The sequence below is a fragment of the Streptomyces brasiliensis genome, assembly GCF_014647875.1.
Classification (GTDB): domain Bacteria; phylum Actinomycetota; class Actinomycetes; order Streptomycetales; family Streptomycetaceae; genus Streptomyces; species Streptomyces brasiliensis.
This window is the reverse complement of sequence record NZ_BMQA01000033.1, coordinates 57,993-80,203: the sequence shown is the minus strand read 5'-3', so window position 1 is coordinate 80,203 and position 22,211 is coordinate 57,993. Positions and strand designations below refer to the sequence as shown.

19 protein-coding genes are annotated in these 22,211 nt (G+C 71.3%); 3 read left to right on the top strand and 16 right to left on the bottom strand.

The features are described 5' to 3' along the window. Positions 1-47: 47 nt before the first annotated feature. Entirely contained in the window at positions 48-1,046 is a 999-nt protein-coding gene (locus tag IEZ19_RS33920) for an aldo/keto reductase (RefSeq protein ID WP_189315179.1), read from the top strand. A 133-nt stretch (positions 1,047-1,179) separates the two neighbouring features. Next, positions 1,180-2,340, top strand: coding sequence for a PQQ-dependent sugar dehydrogenase (locus IEZ19_RS33915; RefSeq protein WP_189315177.1), 1,161 nt, complete (start codon positions 1,180-1,182; stop codon positions 2,338-2,340). 9 nt (positions 2,341-2,349) lie between these two features. Here IEZ19_RS33915 and IEZ19_RS33910 read toward each other — a convergent pair whose 3' ends face one another. The 16 genes from IEZ19_RS33910 to IEZ19_RS33835 form a co-directional block, all read right to left on the bottom strand. Further along, the gene (locus tag IEZ19_RS33910; protein ID WP_189315175.1) at positions 2,350-5,400 is read right to left on the bottom strand and encodes a helix-turn-helix transcriptional regulator; all 3,051 of its coding nucleotides are present in this window, start codon (positions 5,398-5,400) and stop codon (positions 2,350-2,352) included. A gap of 215 nt (positions 5,401-5,615) precedes the next feature. Then, complete coding sequence (locus IEZ19_RS33905) at positions 5,616-5,810, bottom strand: hypothetical protein (RefSeq protein WP_189315173.1); 195 nt, start codon at positions 5,808-5,810, stop codon at positions 5,616-5,618. Between the two features lie 196 nt (positions 5,811-6,006). Further along, on the bottom strand, positions 6,007-6,597 hold the full coding sequence (locus IEZ19_RS33900) for a hypothetical protein (protein ID WP_189315171.1): 591 nt from the start codon (positions 6,595-6,597) through the stop codon (positions 6,007-6,009). A gap of 35 nt (positions 6,598-6,632) precedes the next feature. Continuing rightward, complete coding sequence (locus tag IEZ19_RS33895; protein WP_189315169.1) at positions 6,633-7,208, bottom strand: GNAT family N-acetyltransferase; 576 nt, start codon at positions 7,206-7,208, stop codon at positions 6,633-6,635. Then, a complete protein-coding gene (locus tag IEZ19_RS33890) occupies positions 7,186-9,414 on the bottom strand; it encodes an MMPL family transporter (protein ID WP_189315167.1) in 2,229 nt (742 codons plus the stop codon). Before IEZ19_RS33890 ends, IEZ19_RS33895 begins: the two co-directional genes overlap by 23 nt. Before the next feature lie 219 nt (positions 9,415-9,633). Then, positions 9,634-9,960: a hypothetical protein gene (locus IEZ19_RS33885; protein ID WP_189315165.1), complete on the bottom strand. Its 327-nt coding sequence runs from the start codon at positions 9,958-9,960 to the stop codon at positions 9,634-9,636. 480 nt (positions 9,961-10,440) lie between these two features. Next, entirely contained in the window at positions 10,441-11,955 is a 1,515-nt protein-coding gene (gene gatB, locus IEZ19_RS33880; RefSeq protein ID WP_189315163.1) for an Asp-tRNA(Asn)/Glu-tRNA(Gln) amidotransferase subunit GatB, read from the bottom strand. 15 nt (positions 11,956-11,970) lie between these two features. Further along, positions 11,971-12,213, bottom strand: a complete 243-nt coding sequence (locus IEZ19_RS33875; RefSeq protein WP_189315161.1) for a hypothetical protein — start codon at positions 12,211-12,213, stop codon at positions 11,971-11,973. After that, positions 12,210-13,709, bottom strand: a complete 1,500-nt coding sequence (gene gatA / locus IEZ19_RS33870; protein WP_189315159.1) for an Asp-tRNA(Asn)/Glu-tRNA(Gln) amidotransferase subunit GatA — start codon at positions 13,707-13,709, stop codon at positions 12,210-12,212. Before gatA ends, IEZ19_RS33875 begins: the two co-directional genes overlap by 4 nt. Before the next feature lie 3 nt (positions 13,710-13,712). After that, positions 13,713-14,009 (bottom strand): Asp-tRNA(Asn)/Glu-tRNA(Gln) amidotransferase subunit GatC, encoded by a 297-nt coding sequence (gene gatC / locus IEZ19_RS33865; protein WP_189315157.1) that lies wholly within the window; start codon positions 14,007-14,009, stop codon positions 13,713-13,715. A 98-nt stretch (positions 14,010-14,107) separates the two neighbouring features. Then, the gene (locus IEZ19_RS33860) at positions 14,108-14,599 is read right to left on the bottom strand and encodes a cupin domain-containing protein (protein ID WP_189315155.1); all 492 of its coding nucleotides are present in this window, start codon (positions 14,597-14,599) and stop codon (positions 14,108-14,110) included. 242 nt (positions 14,600-14,841) lie between these two features. Then, positions 14,842-17,073: a putative bifunctional diguanylate cyclase/phosphodiesterase gene (locus IEZ19_RS33855; protein WP_189315153.1), complete on the bottom strand. Its 2,232-nt coding sequence runs from the start codon at positions 17,071-17,073 to the stop codon at positions 14,842-14,844. 260 nt (positions 17,074-17,333) lie between these two features. Continuing rightward, positions 17,334-19,526: an NAD-dependent DNA ligase LigA gene (ligA, locus tag IEZ19_RS33850; RefSeq protein WP_189315152.1), complete on the bottom strand. Its 2,193-nt coding sequence runs from the start codon at positions 19,524-19,526 to the stop codon at positions 17,334-17,336. A 15-nt stretch (positions 19,527-19,541) separates the two neighbouring features. Continuing rightward, complete coding sequence (locus IEZ19_RS33845) at positions 19,542-20,498, bottom strand: methionine synthase (RefSeq protein ID WP_373297097.1); 957 nt, start codon at positions 20,496-20,498, stop codon at positions 19,542-19,544. Positions 20,499-20,580: 82 nt separating this feature from the next. Continuing rightward, positions 20,581-21,279, bottom strand: coding sequence for an SDR family oxidoreductase (locus IEZ19_RS33840; RefSeq protein WP_189315149.1), 699 nt, complete (start codon positions 21,277-21,279; stop codon positions 20,581-20,583). Positions 21,280-21,286: 7 nt separating this feature from the next. Continuing rightward, entirely contained in the window at positions 21,287-21,826 is a 540-nt protein-coding gene (locus tag IEZ19_RS33835; RefSeq protein ID WP_189315146.1) for an LOG family protein, read from the bottom strand. A 51-nt stretch (positions 21,827-21,877) separates the two neighbouring features. On the opposite strand from IEZ19_RS33835, the gene IEZ19_RS33830 reads away from it, so the two are divergent. Then, positions 21,878-22,201 (top strand): DUF427 domain-containing protein, encoded by a 324-nt coding sequence (locus tag IEZ19_RS33830; protein ID WP_189315144.1) that lies wholly within the window; start codon positions 21,878-21,880, stop codon positions 22,199-22,201. The last annotated feature ends 10 nt before the right edge of the window (positions 22,202-22,211 follow it).

Here is a 22,211-nt window from a genome sequence, read left to right as displayed (position 1 = left end):
GCGCAGAGGTTAGGTTGGGGTGGCAGGAGAGGGAGGTTCACGGGCAGGTGGAGCGCAGGACGATCGGCGCGGGGGCGCTCGCGGTCGGGGCCGTCGGGCTCGGGTGCATGCCGATGAGCTGGGCGTACAGCGGGTCGCGGCAGCGGGGCGACGAGTCGCTCAGGGCCGTGCACCGGGCGTTGGACCTGGGTTCGACGCTCCTGGACACGGCCGACATGTACGGCCCGTTCACCAACGAGCTGCTGCTGGGCCGGGTGCTGAAGGAGCGGCGCGGGGACGCGTTCGTCTCGACCAAGGCCGGTCTGCTGGTGGGCGAGCAGCACATCGTGGCCAACGGCCGCCCCGGGTACGTGAAACGTGCCTGCGACGCGTCGCTGCGTCGGCTCCAGACGGACGTCATCGACCTCTACCAGCTCCACCGCGCCGACCCCGAGGTCCCGGTGGAGGAGACCTGGGGCGCGATGGCGGAGCTGGTGCACGCCGGGAAGGTGCGGGCGCTCGGCCTGTGCGCGATGGGTGCGCGCGGCGGTCGCCGGTCCGGCGCCGGAATGCATGACGGAACGCTTCGCCAACTCCGGCGTGTACAGCAGGTGTTCCCGGTGAGTGCCGTCCAGGCCGAGCTGTCGGTGTGGTCACCGGAGGCCCTGGACGCGCTGCTCCCCTGGTGCGAGGCACGCGGCGTGGGCTTCCTGGCGGCGATGCCCCTGGGCAACGGCTTCCTGACCGGCACGCTGATCCCGGGCGAGGGCTTCGAACCGGACGACGTCCGAGCCCGCCATCCCCGCTTCACGGCGGAGATGATGGCGGCGAACCAGCCGATCGTGGCGGGCCTGCGCCGCGTGGCCTGGCGGCACGGCGAGAACGTCACGCCGGCCCAGGTGGCCCTGGCGTGGACCTTGGCCCAGGGCCGTCATGTGGTCCCGGTGCCGGGAGCGAAGCATGAGTGCTGGGTGGAGGAGAACGCGGCGGCGGCCGGCCTGCGGCTGACTGCGGAGGACTTGACCGCGCTGGCGGGGTTGCCCGCGGCCCAGGGGTCCTGGGACTGAGGGGCGGGAGCGGGAAGCGGGGGGGGCTGGGCCGAGAGTGTGCGCGATTTCGGCCGGGCTGATCGGGAACCCGGGGGGTGTGGGCGGTGTATGAGGAGTAGAACCTGCCTGGGGACGCCGCGTCGAAGGGACCATGATCGTGCAACGTCGAGCTTGGGCGGCCGTGCCGGCCGTCGCCGTACTCCTGCTGACGGCCGGGTGCTCCTCCGGGGGTGGAGGAAGCCCGGCCGGGAGTACGGCATCGAAGGGGACGGCGTCCGGTGCCCTGCCGTCGGAGCGGGCGGCGGAGACGCCGCCCGCCAAGGGGTCGGTGAAGGTGGTGCGGACGGTCACGGAGGGCCTGAACAGCCCCTGGGGACTGGCTCCGCTGCCGGGCGGCGGACTGCTGGTCTCCTCGCGGGACGACGCGACGATCACCCGGGTGGACGAGAAGACCGGTAAGAAGACGGACCTGGGCAAGGTCTCCGGCGTGGACCCGGCCGGCGAGGGCGGCCTCCTGGGCATCGCCCTCTCCCCGGACTACGCCTCGGACCACATGATCTACGCGTACTTCACCTCGGCCTCGGACAACCGCATCGTCCGCATGCTGTACGACGACCACAAGCCCGCCGGCGAACAACTGGGCGCTCCCGACACGGTGTTCAAGGGCATCCCGAAGGGCTTCATCCACAACGGCGGCCGCATCGCCTTCGGCCCGGACAACATGCTCTATGCGGGCACGGGCGAGAGCGGGCAGAAGGGGCTGGCGCAGGACAGGAAGTCACTGGGCGGCAAGATCCTGCGCATGACCCCGGAGGGCGAACCGGCCCCGGGCAACCCGTTCCCGGGCTCCCCCGTGTACACGTACGGCCATCGCAATGTGCAGGGCCTCGCCTGGGACGACAAACAGCGTCTGTTCGCCTCGGAGTTCGGTCAGGACACGTGGGACGAGCTGAACGCGATCAAGCCGGGCGACAACTACGGCTGGCCGAACGTCGAGGGCAAGTCGTCCGACACGAAGTACCACAACCCGATCGCCCAGTGGCACACGGACGAGGCCTCCCCCAGTGGCATCGCCTACGTGAACGGCGTCATCTGGATGGCGGGCCTGAGAGGTCAGCGTCTGTGGCGCATCCCGCTGAAGGGTACGGAGGCCGCGGCCGCGCCGCAGTCCTTCCTCGACGGCAGATACGGCCGTCTGCGCACGGTGGCCGCGGCGGGCGGCGACAAGCTGTGGCTGATCACGAGCAACACGGACGGCAGGGGCAGCCCGAAGGACGGGGACGACCGGATCCTTGAGCTGGAGGTGAAGTAGCGCCGCCGGTCAGTTCCCGCCGGCACCGGTCACCGGCGGGAACAGCGCCAGCCGATGCGCCATCGCCGCCGCCTCGCCCCGGCCGGAGACGCCGAGCTTGCCGAGGATGTTGGAGACGTGCACGCTCGCGGTCTTCGGCGAGATGAAGAGTTCCTCGGCGATCTGGCGGTTGGTGCGGCCGACGGACACCAGGCGCAGGACGTCGCGTTCCCGGCTGGTGAGCCCGAGGGCCTCGACGGGGTCGGCGGGGGCGGGTGCCTGCCGTGGGACACCGCCCAGGGTGAGCCGGGCTCGCTGGGCGAGGAGCGCGACGGCGTCGGCGAGAGGGCGCGCGCCGAGGTGGTCGGCGACGGCACCGGCCAGCCGGAGCAGTTCCGTGGCGCGATTGCGCTCGTCGTCCCCGCCGTCGGACAGCAGGGCCGCAGCGAGACGGAAACGGACGCGGGCGAGGTCGTAGGGCCGTTCCAGGGGCTCGAAGGCGCAGACCACCTCCGACCAGGTGTCCGGGGTGTCCCTGCCCTCGGCGCGCAGGAGTTCGGCGCGGACCCACTGGTCGTGGGCCAGCCAGACGGGGGCACCGGTCGTGAGATTCTTGGCGGCCCCGTGGAGGCGGTCGAGCGCTTCGGCGCGGCCCGCGTCCCCGGCGGGCAGATCGCGGGCGTCGGCCTCCGCGGTGGCGGCGGCCAGGACCATCGGCCAGGCATAGCGGTGGGTGCCGGGCGGGATGCCCGCGTCGAGGGCACGGGCAAGTTCGGCACGGGCGTCCAGCAGGCGGCCCTCCGCCGCCGCCAGCCCGACGGCGATGCGGGCCAGGGGCAGCCATTGCTGGGGCATGGGGTCGTGCGTGCCGAAGTAGTCGTGGGCGGCGGCGAGTTGGCGTGCCGCCTCGGGAAGGTCGCCGCGGCCGAGAGCGAGACAGGCCAGGCACAGGGCGGCCGTGCCCAGGGGTTTCGCGCTCGGGCCTCGGTGTGCCGCGCTCGACGCGGCCCGCGCGGCCTCGTGCCAGCGGCCGAGGGAGTGGAGCGAATCGGAGAGGTTGGCCCACACCCAGGCCTCGGAGCCCAGCAGGCCGAACCGCTGGGTGAACAGGATGGCTTCCTCGAGGATGGGGGCGGCCTCCCGGGAGCGGCCGACGGATTCGAGCTCGGAGGGCAGGTTCACATAGGCGCGGCCCGCGACATAGGGGAAGCCCTCCTTGAGCGCCTGGTCCTTGACCTCGTACATCTCGGCGAGGCCCGTCTCGACGTCGCCCGCGTCGACCTTCAGGCTGCCCAGGGTGACACGCGCGTTCAGCTCGATCTCGCGGGCGTCGACCATGCGTGCGTACTCCACGGCCCGCTCTGCGGCGGCGAGGGCCTCGGGCCCCGGCGCGTGCAGCATCGCCCAGTTGGCGACGTCGCCCAGCACCTCGGCGTGCACGTCCGACGGGGGCAGGCCGCGGACCAGTTCCTGCGCGATGGCCAGTTCGTGCCGGCCGTCGCCCCGCCCCAGGGCCTGGACCAGGCTGGAGCGCCGGGTCCAGAACCAGGCGGCGCGCAGCGGATCGTCCTCGTCCTCCAGTAGTTGCAGCGCCCGCTTGGTGATCTTCAGGGCCCGCTCGCGCTCCCCGCACAGCCGCCCGGCGACGGCGGCCTCCGCCATCAGGTCCAGATAGCGCAGTGGGGTGGTGGCGGGGTCGCAGCCGCAGGGAGGGTAGACCTCGGTGTAGTCGACGGGGCGCAGGGCAGAACGTACGTCCTCGGGGGCAGTGTCCCACAGTTCCATCGCCCGTTCCAGGAGCCGTAGTTGCTCGCTGTAGGCGTGCCGGCGGCGGGCGGCGACGGAAGCGTCCAGGACGGCGGGCAGGGCCTTGGCGGGGTCGTGGGCGTGGTACCAGTAACTGGCCAGGCGTGTGACGCATTCGGCGGCGGGGACGAGCGCGGGGTCGGTCTCCAGGGCTTCGGCGTAGCGGCGGTTGAGACGGGAGCGTTCACCGGGCAGCAGGTCGTCGGCGACGGCCTCGCGGACCAGGGAGTGGCGGAAGCGGTAGCCGTCGCCGCCGGGTGCGGCGGCGAGGATGTTGGCGTTCACGGCGGCCCGCAGCGCCTCGATGAGGTCGTCCTCGGTGAGCCGGGCGACGGCGGCGAGGAGCCGGTATTCGACGGTGGAGCCGCCCTCGGCGACGATCCGGGCGACCCGCTGGGCGGTCTCGGGCAGCGTCTCGACCCGCACGAGGAGCAGATCGCGCAGGGAGTCGGTGAGGCCGGTGCAACAGCCCTCGTGGGTGGCGACGGCGAGTTCCTCGACGAAGAAGGCGTTGCCGTCGGAGCGTTCGAAGATGTCGTCGACCTGGGCGGGGTCGGGTTCGGCGGCGAGGATGCCGGCGATCTGGCGGCAGACCTCGTCGCGGTTGAACCGGGCGAGTTCGATACGGCGGACGGTGCGCAGCCGGTCCAGTTCCGCGAGCAGGGGGCGCAGTGGATGGCGGCGGTGGATGTCGTCGGAGCGGTAGGTGGCGAGGACGACGAGACGGCCGGTGCGCAGGGTGCGCAGGAGGTAGGACAGGAGGTGGCGGGTGGAGGCGTCGGCCCAGTGCAGGTCCTCCAGGGCGACGACGACCGTGCGGTCGGCGGCGACGCGTTCCAGCAGACGGGCGGTGAGTTCGAAGAGACGGGCCACGCCCTCCTCGTCGTGCCGTCCCGTGGCCCGGGTGGGGGTGGCTTCGGCCAACTCGGGCAGGAGCCGGGCCAGTTCCTCCTCCTGCCCCGCGGCGGCGGCGGCGAGTTCCCCGGGCAACGCGTGGCGCAGCGCGCGCAGGGCCGTGGAGAACGGGGCGAAGGGCAGCCCGTCGGCGCCGATCTCCACACAGCCGCCGAGCGCGACGACGGCACCCCGGCGGCAGGCGGCGGTGGCGAACTCCTCGACCAGCCGCGTCTTGCCGACGCCGGCCTCACCGCCGAGCAGCAACGCCTGCGGCTCGCCCGCGGCGGCACGGGCGAGCGCGTCGTTCAGCGTGTCCAGCTCTTCGCTGCGGCCGACGAACACCGGACTGACGGACCTGGTCTCCACGGACCCGAGCATCGCACGAGGGTCCGACAGCACGGCACCGCTTTTCCACGGGCCGAGCGGCGCCGCCGTACCGCCTGGTTCACGCACGACGACGGAAGGTTCGCGCACGAGGGAACGGCCGTCTCCCGCGCGGCCGTTCCTCTCGCCGTCACCCTCCGCGCGGCCGTTCCTCCTGCTGTCGGCGTCCGCCCGGACCGTCGGTGTGGGCCGGGCGTCCCGCCCCGCGTTCATGCGGGGCGGGCGACTCGGCGGTGGCGGGGGCGGTCGGTATGGGTTTCGCCTTCGGCCCCCGCGGCCCGGCGTGTGTCCGCCTCGCGGCGGGCCGCCCGGCGGCCGCGCAGGAGCTCGCGGGCCAGGCGCTCGTGCTCGGCCCGGCGGAGCAGCTCGGCGGAACGGGCCTGGTGGAGTTCGTACTCGATCATGATGTGTCCCTCGGAGAGTTCGGTTTCCGGTATCGCTTCCTGCGATGCCTCTACCTTCGTCTCCCAGGGGGGTGTCCCACATGGGGAGAGTTCCGCATCTTGGGGCGGCCGGCCGGCCCCGGACGTGCGTAAGGGGCCTTAGGCGCTCCGTGAGGTGCTCACGGATGCGCTAAGACCCCTTACGGCCTGCGGTGATTCACTTTGCCGAGGGCAGGGCCAGCAGCGCGTCGGAGTACTTGAGGACGGCCAGGAGCAGGCCGATGACAGCGAGCGAGACGCCCGCCCAGGCGACCGACTTGATCCAGGGCGCCTGCGGCTTGCCGGGCGTGCCGAACGCGGGCCGCGCCAGCACGGCGACGCCGGTGATCAGCCCGACCAGCGCGAACAGGCCGGCCCACAGCGCGGTGGCCTGCCAGGCGTCGCCGTACAGCTCCTTGAGCTGCTGGGCGATGCTCGCGTTCGACGCCGTCTGCAGCTGGCCGACGAGGTTCTCGCGCGCGGAGGCGACGGTGCCGATCCAGCCACCGTTGAGCGAGACGACGCCCAGCGCGGCGGAGACGACAGCCGCGGCACCCTGTCCGACGCCGGAGGGCCCCTCCTTCTCGGCCGTCTCCTCGATCACACCGTCCGCCTCGGCGTCCTCGGCCCCGGTCACGCCATCGGCCCCGGCCCCGGCCCCGGCCCCACCATCCGCCTCGGTGGCGTCCGCAGCCGCCTCGTCGGTGAACGTTTCGTCCTGCTTGGTCTCGGTGCCGCTCCCGGCCCCGTCAACTGTCTTGGTTCCCATGCCCCGCACCGTACGGACGCCGTCTGAGAACTCTCTTAATGATCGCTGTGCTCGGTACGCGCGCGTGCCGCGCGCCATTCGGGGGCAAGCACCGACCACACCTCGAGGTCGTGCCGCACCCCGCGATAGGGGTGGGCCTCACGCCGTACGCCGTCGCGGGTCATGCCCAGGCGGCGGGCCACGTTCAGGCTGGCCTGGTTGCCCGAGGCGGCGACCCACTCGACGCGGTGGATGCCGCGCCGCTCGATGGCGTGGTCGATGAGGACGCGCATCGCGCGGGTGACGAGCCCGCGTCCGGTACCGGCGGGCTCCAGCCAGCAGCCGACCTCGCAGTTGCCGTGCTGCGCGTCGAAGTTCAGGAAGAGCACCCCGCCGACCAGCTTCCCCTCCAGCCACAGTCCGTGCAGGGAGCCGGTGTCCGCGGCACGCATGTCGGTGTAGCGCTGGAGCATGGCCCGCGCGGACGCCACGTCCGTCTCCTTGGACCCGAAGGAGATGAACTGCCCGATGAACTCCCGCCCCCGATCGAGGTGCGCGAGGAACTCCTCGGCATGCCAGATCTCCAACGGCCGCAGCTCCGCGCCGTCGTCACCCAGGGAAATCGCGTACATCCTGCCGTCGCTCCTCAGCCAGTTCCGTCACGACCGCGTCGAGCTTCTCATGGGCGGCGCGGCACTCGGGCGGCTCGATGCTGATCCGGGGCAGCCGGCGCTCCAGCCAGCCGGGCAGCCACCAGTTGGCGTCGCCGAGCAGATGCATCAGGGCGGGCACGAGCAAGGTGCGCAGGACGAAGGCGTCCAGGGCGACGGCCGAGGCCAGCGCGATGCCGAACATGGCGATCACGCGGTCGCCGCTGAGCACGAAGGCGAGGAACACCGAGATCATGATGACCGCGGCGGAGTTGATCACCCGGCTCGTCTCGGCGAGGCCGACGCGGACGGCGCGCCGGTTGTCGCCGGTCTCCAGCCACTCCTCGTACATCCGGCTGACCAGGAAGACCTGGTAGTCCATGGAGAGGCCGAAGAGGACCGACACCATGATCACGGGCAGGAAGGGTTCGATGGGGCCCGCGCGGCCGAGGCCCAGCGGTTCGCTGCCCCAGCCCCACTGGAAGACGGCGACGACGATACCGAAGGCCGCGGCGACGGCGGCGATGTTCATCGCGGCGGCCTTCAGCGGAATGCCGAGCGAGCGGAACGCGAGCAAGAGCAGTACGCAGCCGAACCCGATCACGACCCCGACGAACAGCGGCAGCTTGCTGACGATCACGGCGGAGAAGTCGTCGTAGGCCGCGGTCACCCCTCCGACGTGCACGTCGAGCGAGGTGCCCGCCTGCGCGCGCGGGAGGACCTCGGCGCGCAGGCGCTCGACGAGATCGCTGGTCCGCTGTGACTGGGGCGCCGAGTCGGGGACGACCGTGAGGTACGCGGTGTCGCCGGCGATGTTGTAGCGGGCGGGCGTCACGGAGGCGACGCCCGCGGTGTCCCGCAGGGTGGTGTCGAGGTTGTCGAGGGCGAGCTTGTCGTCGGCGCCGTCGACGCGCGTCACGAGGGTGAGCGGGCCGTTGGAGCCGGGGCCGAAGCCCTCGGCGATCAGGTCGTACGCCTGCCGTGTGGTCGATGTCCCGGGGTCGTTGCCCTGGTCGGCGGTGCCCAGGTGGAGGGAGAACGTGGGCAGGGCGAGGACGGCGACGACGGCCATGGCGACGGCGCCGAGCAGCTTGGGGTGGCGTTCGACGAACGCGGACCAGCGGGCGGCGAAGCCGGTGGGCAGCTCCGGCTGCGGACCGTGCTCGGCCAGCCGGCGCCGCTCGCGGCGGCTGAGGGCGCGGTGCCCGATGAGGGACAGCAGGGCGGGCAGCAGGGTCACGGCGGCCGCGACGGTCAGGACCACGGTCAGCGAGGCGGCGACCGCGACTCCGTTGAGGAAACTCAGCCGCAGGATCAGCATGCCGAGCAGTGCGATGCACACGGTCGCGCCCGCGAACACGACCGCGCGTCCCGTGGTGGCGACGGCGTCGGTGACGGACTCGGTGACGCTCAGGCCGCGTTTCAGGCCGCGCCGGTGCCGGGTGACCAGGAACAGCGCGTAGTCGATGCCGACGCCGAGCCCGATGAGCATGCCGAGCATGGGCGCGAAGTCGGCGACGGTCATCGCGTGTCCGAGCAGCGCGATACCGCCGTACGCGGTGCCGACGCCGATGAGCGCGGTGGCGATGGGCAGCAGCGAGGCGGCGAGCGAGCCGAAGGCGAGGAACAGGACGACGGCGGCGACGAGCACGCCGACCGCCTCGGCGAGGTGCCCGCTCGCGGACTCGGTGAGCCCGATGGCCCTGCCGCCGAGCTCCACCCGGAGCCCGTCGGTCTCGGCTGACTTGGCAGTGCGGACGACGGCCTCGGCCTCGGACTTGCCGATGTCCTCGGCCGGCCGGCCGAAGGTGACGGTGGCGTAGGCCGTGCGGCCGTCGCGGCTGATGCCGGCGTCGCCCTGACCGCCGTAGGGGCTGGTCACGGTGGTGATGCCGGGCAGCTCGGCGATCCGGTCGAGGGTGCGGTTCATCGTCTGCTCGACGTCGGCCGAGCGGACGGAGCCCTCGGTGGTGTGCCAGACGACGGTGTCTGTGTCGCCGCTGATGCCGGGGAAGCCCTCGCTGAGCAGTTCGGTGGCGCGGCCCGCCTGGGTGCCGGGGACGTCGTAGTGGTCGGAGTACGCGGAGCCGGTGACGGCAGCGGCCGCGGTGACTCCGCCGAAGGCGAGGAGCCACAGCAGGACGGCGATCAGTCGATGCCGGACACACCAACGTGCAAGGGCTGCCACAGACGTGCTCCCAGGGACGATTTGTGGATCTTTGACCGGGATCGATCGTCCATAGAGAGAACAACCCGCAAAGAACGCATGAGCAATCGAAGGACCACTCTCGCAGGCGAATGTGATCGTTTGTCGGGTTCGTGGGGCTCTTCACACGAGTGGGATGGATGTCACAGGACAGTTCCGGTGCGCTCTCCCCCCTGACCCCCCGGCCCCGCGGCGGGAACTTCAGTCGAACTGGTCCCCGAGGGCCATCACCATGACGCCTGCGATCAGCAGCCACAGCGCCCAGCGGGTACGGCCCCGGAAGCCGAGGACTGCGGCCAGCGCGCAGACGACCGCGCCGAGGCCATAGGCGGCCGGGATGCGGGCCGGCGCGGAACCGGTGAGCCGAAGCAGCGCGGCGGCGAGCCCGGCGAGGGCAAGCAGGGCTCCGGTGCCGAGGGCCGCCCACCGGGCACGGCGCACGTCCTCGGCGCGCTCCTCGGCGCCGTCCGCCGCACCCTCCGCCGCGGCCGGGTCGGGTCGTATGCCGGAATCACCGCGTCCACTCATGGCGGGCGAGCGTAGTACGTACGGCCGGACGAAGCAGGTGCGGTGGTCGTGGACGGTTGTCAGCGTCCGGCGATGTCCGACATGACACCGCAGAATCTCGCCGACGGCCTCACGAGCCGTCTGACGAACGCGGCCCGCCTCGCCGAGGCGGCCGTCGGCGACCGGGTACAGAAGGTGTTCGCGGAGGCGCACGCACGTTCGATGCAATCGTGTCAGTGGACGCGTATCAGGGTTTCCAGGCGTTCCACTCGGCCGGCTGGTTGGTGCGCACGCAGGAGAGGCCCGAGCGAGTTCATGGCCGGCATGGCACGCTAGTCGGCGGAGATGCTGCGCGTGGACCAGGAGCGCGCACTCGGCTTCGTACGGGTGGTGGGGTGCCGCGTCCGAGCGGACGCCCGTCCAGGGGGACTGCCTGACCAGACGCCCAGGGGGACGCATCGATGTCGATGCGTCCCCCTGGGGCTGACGGAACCGCCGGACTCAGCCCTCGCTGACGCCCAGCTTCTCCAGGATCAGTTCCTTGACGCGGGCCGCGTCGGCCTGACCCCGGGTCGCCTTCATGACCGCGCCGACCAGGGCGCCCGCCGCGGCCACCTTGCCGCCGCGGATCTTGTCGGCGACGCCCGGGTTGCCGGCGATGGCCTCGTCGACCGCCGTGCCCAGCGCGGAGTCGTCGGAGACGACCTTCAGACCGCGCTTGTCGACGACCTCGTCCGGGGTGCCCTCGCCCGCGAGGACGCCCTCGATGACCTGCCGGGCCAGCTTGTCGTTCAGGTCACCGGCCGAGACCAGCGCCGTGACCCGGGCGACCTGCACCGGCGTGATCGCCAGCTCGTCGAGCGCGACGCCCGACTCGTTGGCGCTGCGTGCCAGCTCGCCCATCCACCACTTGCGGGCGGAGGCGGCGTCGGCACCGGCGACGATCGTGGCGACGATCGGGTCCAGGGCGCCGGCGTTGAGGATCGCCTGCATGTCGGTCGCCGAGACGCCCCACTCCTCGCGGAGCCGGTTGCGGCGCACCAGCGGCAGCTCGGGCAGCACGGCGCGGATCTCCTCGACCCACTCGCGCGGCGGCGCCACCGGTACCAGGTCGGGCTCCGGGAAGTACCGGTAGTCCTCGGCCTCCTCCTTCACGCGGCCCGAGGTCGTCGACCCGGTGTCCTCGTGGAAGTGGCGGGTCTCCTGCACGATCGTGCCGCCGGACGACAGCACGGCCGCGTGCCGCTGGATCTCGAAGCGGGCCGCGCGCTCCACGGACCGCAGCGAGTTGACGTTCTTCGTCTCGGAGCGCGTGCCGAACTTGTCGGCGCCCTTGGGCATCAGCGACAGGTTCACGTCGCAGCGCATCTGGCCCATCTCCATCCGCGCCTCGGAGACACCGAGCGCCCGGATGAGCTCGCGCAGCTCACGGACGTACGCCCGCGCGACCTCGGGGGCACGCTCGCCGGCACCGACGATCGGCTTGGTGACGATCTCGATGAGCGGGATGCCCGCGCGGTTGTAGTCGAGCAGGGAGTGGGACGCCCCGTGGATACGGCCCGTCGCGCCGCCGACGTGCGTCGACTTGCCGGTGTCCTCCTCCATGTGGGCGCGCTCGATCTCCACGCGGAAGGTCTCGCCGTCCTCCAGCTGGACGTCGAGGTAGCCGTTGAAGGCGATCGGCTCGTCGTACTGGGAGGTCTGGAAGTTCTTCGGCATGTCCGGATAGAAGTAGTTCTTCCGGGCGAAGCGGCACCACTCGGCGATCTCGCAGTTCAGCGCGAGGCCGATCTTGATCGCGGACTCGACGCCGGTCGCGTTGACGACCGGGAGCGAGCCGGGCAGGCCGAGGCAGGTCGGGCACGTCTGCGAGTTGGGCGCGGCGCCCAGCTCGGTCGAACACCCGCAGAACATCTTGGTCTTGGTGCCGAGTTCGACATGGACCTCGAGGCCCATGACGGGGTCGTACGACGCCAGAGCGTCCTCGTACGACACCAGGTCGGTCGTGGTGGTCACGGTGAAACTTCCCTCTCAGCCCAGCAGGACGTCGTCGTCGCCCAGCCGCTTCAGCTCGCGGTAGAGGAGGGCGAGGCCGGTGACGATCGCGACGGCGGACACGGTGGCGTCGATCAGGCGCAGCGTGTCGTGCTCGGACCGGGCCCTCTTGATCTGCTTGGCGACGCCGATCGCGCCGAAAGCGGTGGTCCCCATGGACAGGTACGTGCCGGACTTCGACTTCTTGAAGCCCTTGGCCTTCGACAGTGCATTGCTCATAGCGACGGAGCCTCCTCGAGCAGCGGGTGCCCCCACTTTTCCACGAAGGCGGCCTCGACGGCTGCACCCACCTTGTACAGGCGGTCGTCCTTCAGCGCCGGGGCGATGATCTGCAGACCGACCGGGAGGTTGTCCTCCGGCGCGAGACCGCAGGGCAGCGACATGGCCGCGTTCCCCGCCAGGTTGGTGGGGATGGTGCACAGGTCGGCCAGGTACATCGCCATCGGGTCGTCGGCACGCTCGCCGATCGCGAAGGCGGTGGTCGGGGTCGTCGGGGAGACGATCACGTCGACCTGTTCGAAGGCCTTCTCGAAGTCACGCGTGATGAGCGTCCGGACCTTCTGGGCGGAGCCGTAGTAGGCGTCGTAGTAGCCGCTCGACAGCGCGTACGTGCCGAGCATGATGCGGCGCTTGACCTCGGGGCCGAAGCCCGTCTCACGGGTGAGGGAGGTGACCTCCTCGGCCGAGTGGCTGCCGTCGTCGCCCGTCCGCAGGCCGTAGCGCAGGCCGTCGAAGCGGGCGAGGTTGGAGGAGCACTCGGACGGCGCGATGAGGTAGTACGCCGACAGGGCGAGGTCGAAGGACGGGCAGTCCAGCTCGACGATCTCGGCGCCCAGTTCCTTCAGCAGCTCCACGGACTCGTCGAAGCGCTGGATGACACCGGGCTGGTAGCCCTCGCCGCGGAACTGCTTGACGACGCCGATGCGCATGCCCTCGACGCTGCCGTTGCGAGCGGCCTCGACGACGGGCGGGACCGGGGCGTCGATGGACGTCGAGTCCATCGGGTCGTGACCGGCGATGACCTCGTGGAGCAGCGCCGCGTCCAGGACCGTACGGGCGCAAGGCCCGCCCTGGTCGAGGGAGGACGAGAAGGCCACCATGCCGAACCGGGAGACGGCGCCGTACGTCGGCTTCACGCCGACCGTGCCGGTGACGGCGGCCGGCTGGCGGATGGAGCCGCCGGTGTCGGTGCCGATGGCGAGCGGCGCCTGGAAGGAGGCGAGAGCGGCGGAGGAACCGCCGCCGGAGCCACCGGGGATCTTGGTGAGGTCCCAGGGGTTGCCGGTCGGCCCGTACGCGCTGTTCTCGGTGGAGGACCCCATGGCGAACTCGTCCATGTTGGTCTTGCCGAGGATGACCACGTCGGCGGCCTTGAGGCGCTTGGTGAGGGTGGCGTCGTACGGCGGGATCCACCCCTCCAGGATCTTCGAACCGACGGTCGTCGGGACGCCCTCGGTGGTGAAGATGTCCTTGAGTGCGAGCGGGACGCCGGCCAGCGGGCCGAGCTTCTCGCCTCGGGCGCGCTTCTCGTCGACGGCGCGGGCCTGGGCGAGGGCGCCCTCACGGTCGACGTGCAGGAAGGCGTGCACCTTCTCGTCGACGGCCTCGATCCGGGCCAGGTGCGCCTCGGTGACCTCGACGGCCGTCAGCTCGCCGGAGGCGATCTTCGCGGCGGTCTCGGCGGCGGTGAGCTTGATGATGGTGCTGTCCGTCATGGATCAGTCCTCCCCCAGGATCTGCGGCACCTTGAAACGCTGCTGCTCCTGGGCCGGGGCGCTGGAGAGCGCCTGCTCGGGGGTGAGCGAGGGACGGACCTCGTCCACGCGCATGACGTTCGTCAGCGGGAGCGGGTGAGAGGTCGGCGGTACGTCTTGGTCGGCGACCTCGCTGACGCGGGCGACCGCGCCGATGATGTCGTCGAGCTGGCCTGCGAAGTGATCGAGTTCTTCGGGCTTCAGCTCCAGACGCGCCAGCCGGGCGAGGTGGGCGACCTCCTCGCGCGTGATGCCAGGCATGCAGCGATCCTCTGGGGTGAGTGCGTGTGGTTTGGGGCCAATCCTATGGGGCGGGGCCCGGTGACCGTGAAACGGTTTGCCTGGCACCCCCCATGAGGTCAGCGGCGCGCGTCCCAGACCTCGCTCGGCAGGTAGTGGTTGTCGTACAGCTCCTGCACCGACAGGAGGCTCTCCAGGGTGGCCTCGCCGAGGCGGAGGCGCTGGAGGTGACGGAAGTACTCGAAGCGTTCGACGCCCGGGGTGATGACGATCAGGATGTCGGCCGTCGCACCGGGAACCGCGGCGAAGGCGTGCAGTTTGCCCGGCGGGACGATGACGAGGTCGCCCTTGCCCGCGGTGAGGACGTCGTCGCCGGAGAGCACTTCGGCGGCGCCGTCGAGGACGTAGAACATCTCGGCGGAATTGCGGTGCAGATGCGGCCGGGCACCGTCGGCGCCCTCCCCCAGACCGACGCGCACGGTGGACAGCGCGCCCCCGCAGGCCCTGCTGTCGGCCAGCAGCCGCACCGCGACGGGATCGCCCCCGACCACCTCGGCCTCGGTGTCACGGACGACGACCGACTCTTCGAAATTCGGTACGAACAACGACATTTCTCAGCCCCTGTTGATGACGCGAACGCGGTCGGACGGTGAGGAAGTGGATACCGTAGGCGACGACTGTGGTGCCGCCGTGGCACGGCACGATCAGCGTGTCGAGAGCGACACGGGTACCGACGAACCCCGGCGACGACGGACGCGATTCGCGCGACGGCCCGCGGCCGCCGACGGCGAAGATCCCCACGGGATACATCCACCCCTTCAAGAGGGCTGAACGGGCGGACGGGGTGGAAAAGCTACTCGGCGGCCGGCAGAGCCGCCTGCACCCGGGCTCCCCGTGCGTGAAGCCACGCCGTGGTCTCCTCCGCCGGCATCGCCGCAGCCACCAGCCACCCCTGCACGGCGTCGCACCGCAGGTCCCGCAGCCGCTCCCACGTCTCGTCGTCCTCGACGCCCTCCGCGACGACGAGCAGCCCCAGCGAATGCGCGAGATCGATCGTGCAGCGCACGATCTCCGCGTCCTCCGGGTCCACGGCCAGCCGTGCCACGAAGGACCGGTCGATCTTCAGCTCGCTCACCGGCAGCCGCCGCAGATGCACCAGCGACGAGTACCCGGTGCCGAAGTCGTCCAGGGACATCTTCACACCGTGCCCGGTCAGTGCGGCCAGCGTGTCGGCGGCCCGCTGCGGGTCCTCCAGCAGCACGTGTTCCGTGATCTCCAGCTGGAGCGCCCCGGCAGGAACCCCGTGCCGGGCCAGCCGCGCGGCCACCGACCCGGCGAACCCGGGCGTGTGGACGTCCCGCGGGGAGACGTTGACCGCGACCGGCACCCGCAGCCCCTGCGCCCGCCACTTCGCGACCTGTTCGAGCGCCGTCTCCAGCACGTACTCCGTGAGATGGGGCATCAGCCCCGAGGACTCGGCGATCGCGATGAACTCGTCCGGCGGCACCTTCCCGCGCTCGGGATGCACCCAGCGCACCAGCGCCTCGAGCCCGGCCACCTGGCCGTCGAAGCGCACCTTCGGCTGGTAGTGCAGCTGCACCTCGTGCGCGTCGAGGGCGCGGCGCAGGTCACCCAGCAGTCCGAGCCGGTCAGGGGTGTTGGAGTCCCGCTTGGACTCGTAGACCTCGACGCCCGTACGGTCGCGCTTCGCCTGGTACATCGCCACGTCCGCCCGTCGCAGCAGCCCCTCCGCGTCGAGGGCGTGGTCCGGGAAGACGGCGACACCCGCGCTCGCCTCCAGGACGAGTGTGAGCCCGTCGAGGTCGAGCGGTGAGCTGAGCACGGTGACCAGGCTGCGGGCGACCCGCGTGGCCGACGTCGTGGAGTCCGCGACGGGCAGTAAAACGGCGAACTCGTCCCCGCCGAGCCGCGCGGCCTCCGCCCCGCGCGGCAGCGCCAGCCTGAGCCGGTCGGCGATCTGCAGCAGCAGCCGGTCACCGGCGAGGTGACCGAGGGTGTCGTTCACCGACCGGAAACGGTCGAGGTCGATCAGCATGAGGGCGGCCCGGGCGCCGATGCGCTCGGCGTCGTCGAGGGCCGTCCAGATCCGCTCCAGGAGCCACTGCCGGTTGGGCAGCCCGGTCAGCGGGTCGCGCAGCTGCTCCTCCGCCCGGGCCCGGGCCATCCACAGGGTGGAGTCGAGGGCTATCAGCGGTATCGCGAACAACGGGAGCAGCACCGGCTGGGCGACGGCGACCACGCAGACGAGGGGCGCGATGCCGAGCAGCGCGACGGCGACGAGGCCCTGTCTGACGAGGGCGGTACGGGCGACGGTGGGCAGTCCGCCGCCGCGCGGGGTGTGCAGGTACCAGAGCAGGGCGCGGCTGACCACCAGGTAGGCGGCGGCGGCGAGAACGATCTCGGGGGCGGTGGCGAACGTCCACCGGTCCGGGGTCCAGGGACCCTCGACGGTCGGTACGCTGCCGCAGGCGCCGAGCAGCAGCGCGCCGGCGCCGATGCCGAGGATGTCCACCGCGCCGTGCAGGACGCCCTGCCGCCAGCGGTGCCGGCGGGCTATGCCGACCAGGACGACGACGGTGAGGCTGACCATCCCTGCGGGCACCCAGCCGTACAGCAGCAGTACGGCGAGGGTGAGAGCGGCGCCGGAGCCGGTGCCGCCCCACCAGCGGGCGCGGCCGAGCATGACCAGGTGGCCGACGATGATGCCGACGAGCACCGCGAGCGACCAGCCGACCGTGCCGGACGGGAAGAGGGCGTGATGGTGGGCGAACGCGCGGTAGAAGCCGACGCCGAGGGCGAGTCCGGCGGCGGTGACGACGGTCGCGGGCAACGCGGGCCAGCACAGTTGCCGTTCGGGATCCGCGCCCGGCAGGGCGGGGGTCGGGCTCCCGGCGAAGGCCCGCGGTACTTGCGTGCGCTCCGCCGGGGTGAGGTGTGCGACGACGCGGGCTCCCGTGCCCGTGCGCTCGGCGGTCCGGGGGGTCCACAGACTTCCCCGCCATGCGACCGCCCTGCGGCGCAGGCGCAGCCATGAGTCCGGGGCGGCGCTCTCGGTCGGTTCCATTCCCGTCCCTCTCACAGCCGGCGGTGCCCACGCCACGCGGATCGATGCCCGACACCCATCAACGGCTCCGCGTTGGAAAAACCCTTCCCCGTGTCCTTCACGAGCACGGGGATGCCCCGACCGCAGCTGGGCACGGCAGGCGCATATCTCAACAGTAGGCCGCAGAAGGCTTTCAGGGGCAGCGGTCGGCGACGGTTACCCGAATGCGACCCGGTCACCCTTATGCGTCTGGTATGCGCCGATCGGGTGGCCTTCGACCGCTACTCCCCGGTCGGGACCGCGACTTCGGCGGCGGCTTCGGGTCCCTGTTCCAACAGGACGGCGAAACCGTCCTCGTTCAGGACCGGCACCTTGAGCTGCATCGCCTTGTCGTACTTCGATCCCGGATTGTCCCCTACGACCACGAATGACGTCTTCTTCGACACCGAACCGGTCACCTTCGCTCCGCGGCTCTGCAGCGCCTCCTTGGCGCCGTCGCGGGTGTGGCTCTCCAGCGTTCCGGTGACGACGACTGTCAGGCCCTCGAGAGGACGGGGTCCTTCCTCCTCACCGGTGCCTTCCTCCTCCATGCGGACACCGGCGGCCTTCCACTTGCGGAGGATCTCCCGGTGCCAGTCCTCGGTGAACCACTCCTTGAGCGAGGCGGCGATGATCGGGCCGACGCCGTCGGTGTTCGCCAGTTCCTCCTCCGTGGCCTGCTCGATGCGCTCGATGGAGCGGAACTCGCGCGCCAGCGCCTCGGCCGCGACGGGTCCGACGTGACGGATCGACAGGCCGGTGAGGACACGGGCAAGCGGGCGCTCCGTGGCCGCCGCGATGTTCTCCAGCATGGCCAGCGCGTTCTTCTTCGGCCCGCCCTCCTGGTTGGCGAAGACCAGCGCGACCTTCTCCTCGCCGGTCTTCGGGTCGCGCTTGGGCAGGCCGCTGTCCTGGTCGAGGACGTACGCCTTGATGGGCAGCAGCCGCTCGATGGTGAGGTCGAACAGGTCGCCCTCGTCCTTCAGGGGCGGCTCGGCGGGCTCGAGCGGCTTGGTCAGGGCGGCGGCGGCCACGTACCCGAATTGCTCGATGTCCAGCGCCTTGCGGCCCGCCAGATAGAACAGCCGCTCACGCAACTGGGCCGGGCACGCACGCGCGTTGGGGCAGCGCAGGTCGACGTCGCCCTCCTTCATCGGGCGCAGCGGCGTACCGCACTCGGGGCACTCGGACGGCATCACGAACGCGTGCTCGCTGCCGTCGCGCAGATCGACGACGGGGCCGAGGATCTCCGGGATGACGTCACCGGCCTTGCGCAGCACCACGGTGTCGCCGATGAGGACGCCCTTGGCCTTGACGACGTCCTGGTTGTGCAGGGTGGCGAACTCGACCTCGGAGCCCGCGACGGTGACCGGCTCGACCTGCGCGTACGGCGTGACCCGGCCCGTACGGCCCACGCCCACACGGATGTTGATGAGCTTCGTGTTGACCTCCTCCGGCGCGTACTTGTACGCGATCGCCCAGCGCGGGGCGCGGGAGGTCGAGCCGAGCCGTCCCTGGAGCGGGATCTCGTCGAGCTTGACCACGACTCCGTCGATCTCGTGCTCCACGGAGTGGCGGTTCTCGCCGTAGTACGCGATGAACTCCCGCACGCCGTCGAGGTCGTCGACCACCTTGTTGTGCGGGGAGGTGGGCAGGCCCCACGACTTGAGCAGGTCGTAGGCCCCGGACAGACGGGTGAGTCCCTCGTAGCCGCGCAGGGCGCCGATGCCGTGCACGACCATGTGCAGGGGGCGGGTCGCGGTGACGCGCGGATCCTTCTGGCGCAGCGAACCGGCCGCCGCGTTGCGGGGGTTGGCGAAGGGCTTGTCGCCGGCCGTGACCAGGCGCTCGTTGAGCTCGGCGAACTTCTCCATCGGGAAGTAGACCTCGCCGCGGATCTCCACGAGGTCGGGGACGCGGTCGCCGTTCAGCCGGTCCGGGATCTCGGCGATCGTACGGACGTTGGGCGTGATGTCCTCGCCGGTGCGGCCGTCGCCGCGGGTCGCCGCGCGCGTGAGGCGACCGTTCTCGTAGGTGAGGTTGACCGCGAGGCCGTCGACCTTGAGCTCGCACAGGAAGTGGTAGTCCTGGTCGCCCAGTTCCCGGTGGACGCGGTCGGCCCAGGCGGCCAGGTCGTCGTCGTTGAAGGTGTTGTCGAGGGAGAGCATGCGCTCGCGGTGCTGGACGGACGTGAACTCCGTCTCGTACGCCCCCGCGACCTTCTGGGTCGGCGAGTCCGGGGTACGCAGCTCGGGATACTCGTCCTCCAGCGCCTCCAGGTCGCGCAGGAGCTTGTCGAACTCCGCGTCGCTGATGACGGGAGCGTCGTTCACGTAGTACCGGAAGCGGTGCTCCTCGATCTGCTCAGCGAGCAGCGCGTGCTTCTCCCGTGCCTCGGCGGGCACCGTCGTCTCCGCTTGCTTGTCGCCGGCCACCGTGTTGTCCTCCCGTTACTCTGGGTTGTCCGCGAGAGATCTCGCCGCCCGGACGCAGTGGGCGAGCGCCGCGCGGGCGTACGCGGGAGAGGCCCCCGCGAGACCGCACGACGGCGTGACCGTGACCGCCTCCGCGAGAAGTCCCGGATGCAGCCCCAGCCTGCGCCACAGCGTCCTGACACCCATGACGCTACCGGCAGGGTCTGACAATGGGCCGTCCGTGCCCGGCACGACACCGGTGAACAGCCGCGTGCCGCCTTCCACGGCCTCGCCGATCGCGTCGTCGTCACGTTCGGTGAGGAGCGAGAAGTCGAAGGAGACCCCGGCCGCGCCCGCCCGGCGCAGCAGGGCGAACGGGACGTCCGGTGCGCAGGAGTGGACCACGACGGGGCCGGTGCCGTGAACCCCCACGACGTCACGGAGGGTGGCCTCGACGACCTGCCGGTCGACGGCGCGGTGGGTGCGGTAGCCGCTGGCGGTCCTGACCTGTCCGCGGAGTACGGCGGTGAGGGAGGGCTCGTCGAGCTGGAGGGTGATCCGCGCGCCCGGGACCCGGTTCTGCACCTCGGCGAGATGCTGACGCAGGCCCTCGGCGAGCGAGCCGGCGAGGTCGCGGCAGGCGCCGGGGTCGGAGAGGGCGGCCTCGCCGTTCTTCAGCTCGACCCCGGCGGCCAGCGTCCAGGGGCCGACGGCCTGCACCTTGAGCGGTCCCTCGTATCCCTGGGTGAACTCCTCGAGCGCGTCCAGGTCCTCGCCGAGCCAGGACCGGGCCCGCTTGGTGTCCCGCCCGGGCCGGTCCCCGATCCGCCAGCCGCTCGGCTCCACGCGCGCGTACAGCTCGACGAGCATCCCGGCGGTGCGGCCGATCATGTCGGCACCGGGGCCCCGGCCGGGCAGTTCGGGCAGGAAGGGGAAGTCCTCGAAGGTCCCGGTGACGGTCTTCGCGGCCTCCCGGGCATCGCCCCCGGGCATGGACCCGACACCGGTGGCGGCACCGAATCTGGACTGACTGTTTTCGCTCACCCCGGAAGCGTACGGAACCGGGGCGCGGTTCTCAGCCGCCCGGTCGCACCGTCAGGTCGTTGACCTCCGCGTCTCGTGGCAGGTCGAGCGACATCAGGATCGTCGTGGCCACCGACTCGGGGTCGATCCACTGCGCGGGGTCGTACTCCTTGCCTTCCTGCTGGTGGACCCTGGCCTGCATCGGGCTCGCCGTGCGGCCCGGGTAGACCGAGGTGACGCGGACGCCGGACGCGTGCTCCTCCTGGCGCAGGGAGTCGGCCAGGGCCTTCAGGCCGTGCTTGGACGCCGCGTACGCCGACCAGTCCGCGCTCGCCCTGAGGCCCGCGCCGGAGTTGACGAAGAGCACGTGCCCGCGCGCGGCGCGCAGCTGGGGCAGGAAGAGCCTGGTCAGCTCGGCAGGCGCGATCAGGTTGACGTTGAGCTGGTGCCGCCAGGACTTGGCGCTCAGCTCGCCGACCGGACCCAGGTCGACCACACCGGCGCTGTGCAGCAGCGAGTCCACTCGGTCCGGGAGCGTCTGGTGGGAGAAGGCCCAGGAGAGCTTGTCCGGGTCCGCGAGGTCGCCCACCAGCGTCTTCGCCCCGGGGAACTCCGCGGCCAGTTCCTTCGCGCGGCCGGCGTCGCGCGCGTGCAGGACGAGGTCGTCCCCGCGCGCGTGGAGGCGGCGGGCCACGGCCGCGCCGATGCCGGAGCCCGCCCCGGTGATCACATGAGTAGCCATGACGGCCATGCTCGCATCACTCGATGCCGAGGCTCTCCTCGAGGTACGCCAGCGCGCCGACCGGCTCCTCCGCGAAGAACACCAGCTCAGCGAGGGGACGCGGCAGGAAACCCTCGTCCTCCATGCGCCGGAACTGCTCCTTGAGACCGTCGTAGAAGCCCGCGGTGTTCAGCAGCACGACGGGCTTGTCGGTGTGCCCGTGCTTCTTCAGCTCGAGGATCTCGGTGGCCTCGTCGAGGGTGCCGGTGCCACCGACCATGATCACCACCGCGTCGGCCTTCTCCAGCAGCAGCCGCTTGCGCTCCGCCAGGTCCTTCGCGATCACCATCTCGTCCGCTCCGGCCCGCGCCTGTGCCGCCAGGAACTCGACGGAGACGCCCAGCAGCCTGCCGCCCGCCTCCTGCACACCGTCGGCGACCACCTTCATCAGACCGGCCTCGGAGCCGCCCCAGACGAGCGTGTGACCGCCCTTTCCGAGCAGTTTCGCGAACTCGCGCGCGGGGCGGGTGTAGCGGTCGTCGAGGTCGGCGGCGGAGAGGAAGACGCAGATGTTCATACCGCACACCGTAAGCGGGAAGAACCGGCGGCCCGCAAACGCTTTTCCGATATGGCACAAGGACACACGATCACCATCGAACAGGGCGAGCAGCACGTGCGCGTGGTGCACGGGGACCAGGTGCTCGCCGAGACCGACCGCCCTCTGGTGCTGCGCGAGACCGGCAGCCCGGTGCGGTACTACATCCCGGCCGAGGACGTACGCCTCGACCTTCTCACCCCCTCCGACACCCACACGGTCTGCCCGTTCAAGGGCACGGCGTCCTACTGGTCGCTGCCGGACGCGCCGGACCTCGTGTGGGCGTATCCCGAGCCCAAGGAAGACGTCGAAAAGATCAAGGACCACCTCTGCTTCTACGAAGTAGAGGTGTCGTGACCGATTAATT

Bases quoted from the DNA above. Each gene is read 5' to 3' on its own strand.
- IEZ19_RS33845 (WP_373297097.1), bottom strand. From the start codon at position 20,498: ATGCCCGGGGGCGATGCCCGGGAGGCCGCGAAGACCGTCACCGGGACC.
- IEZ19_RS33885 (WP_189315165.1), bottom strand. From the start codon at position 9,960: ATGAGTGGACGCGGTGATTCCGGCATACGACCCGACCCGGCCGCGGCG.
- IEZ19_RS33895 (WP_189315169.1), bottom strand. From the start codon at position 7,208: ATGTACGCGATTTCCCTGGGTGACGACGGCGCGGAGCTGCGGCCGTTG.
- IEZ19_RS33905 (WP_189315173.1), bottom strand. From the start codon at position 5,810: ATGATCGAGTACGAACTCCACCAGGCCCGTTCCGCCGAGCTGCTCCGC.
- IEZ19_RS33860 (WP_189315155.1), bottom strand. From the start codon at position 14,599: ATGTCGTTGTTCGTACCGAATTTCGAAGAGTCGGTCGTCGTCCGTGAC.
- gatC (WP_189315157.1), bottom strand. From the start codon at position 14,009: ATGCCTGGCATCACGCGCGAGGAGGTCGCCCACCTCGCCCGGCTGGCG.
- IEZ19_RS33875 (WP_189315161.1), bottom strand. From the start codon at position 12,213: ATGAGCAATGCACTGTCGAAGGCCAAGGGCTTCAAGAAGTCGAAGTCC.
- IEZ19_RS33840 (WP_189315149.1), bottom strand. From the start codon at position 21,279: ATGGCCGTCATGGCTACTCATGTGATCACCGGGGCGGGCTCCGGCATC.
- IEZ19_RS33900 (WP_189315171.1), bottom strand. From the start codon at position 6,597: ATGGGAACCAAGACAGTTGACGGGGCCGGGAGCGGCACCGAGACCAAG.
- IEZ19_RS33915 (WP_189315177.1), top strand. From the start codon at position 1,180: ATGATCGTGCAACGTCGAGCTTGGGCGGCCGTGCCGGCCGTCGCCGTA.
- IEZ19_RS33855 (WP_189315153.1), bottom strand. From the start codon at position 17,073: ATGGAACCGACCGAGAGCGCCGCCCCGGACTCATGGCTGCGCCTGCGC.
- IEZ19_RS33910 (WP_189315175.1), bottom strand. From the start codon at position 5,400: ATGCTCGGGTCCGTGGAGACCAGGTCCGTCAGTCCGGTGTTCGTCGGC.
- IEZ19_RS33835 (WP_189315146.1), bottom strand. From the start codon at position 21,826: ATGAACATCTGCGTCTTCCTCTCCGCCGCCGACCTCGACGACCGCTAC.
- IEZ19_RS33830 (WP_189315144.1), top strand. From the start codon at position 21,878: ATGGCACAAGGACACACGATCACCATCGAACAGGGCGAGCAGCACGTG.
- gatA (WP_189315159.1), bottom strand. From the start codon at position 13,709: ATGACGGACAGCACCATCATCAAGCTCACCGCCGCCGAGACCGCCGCG.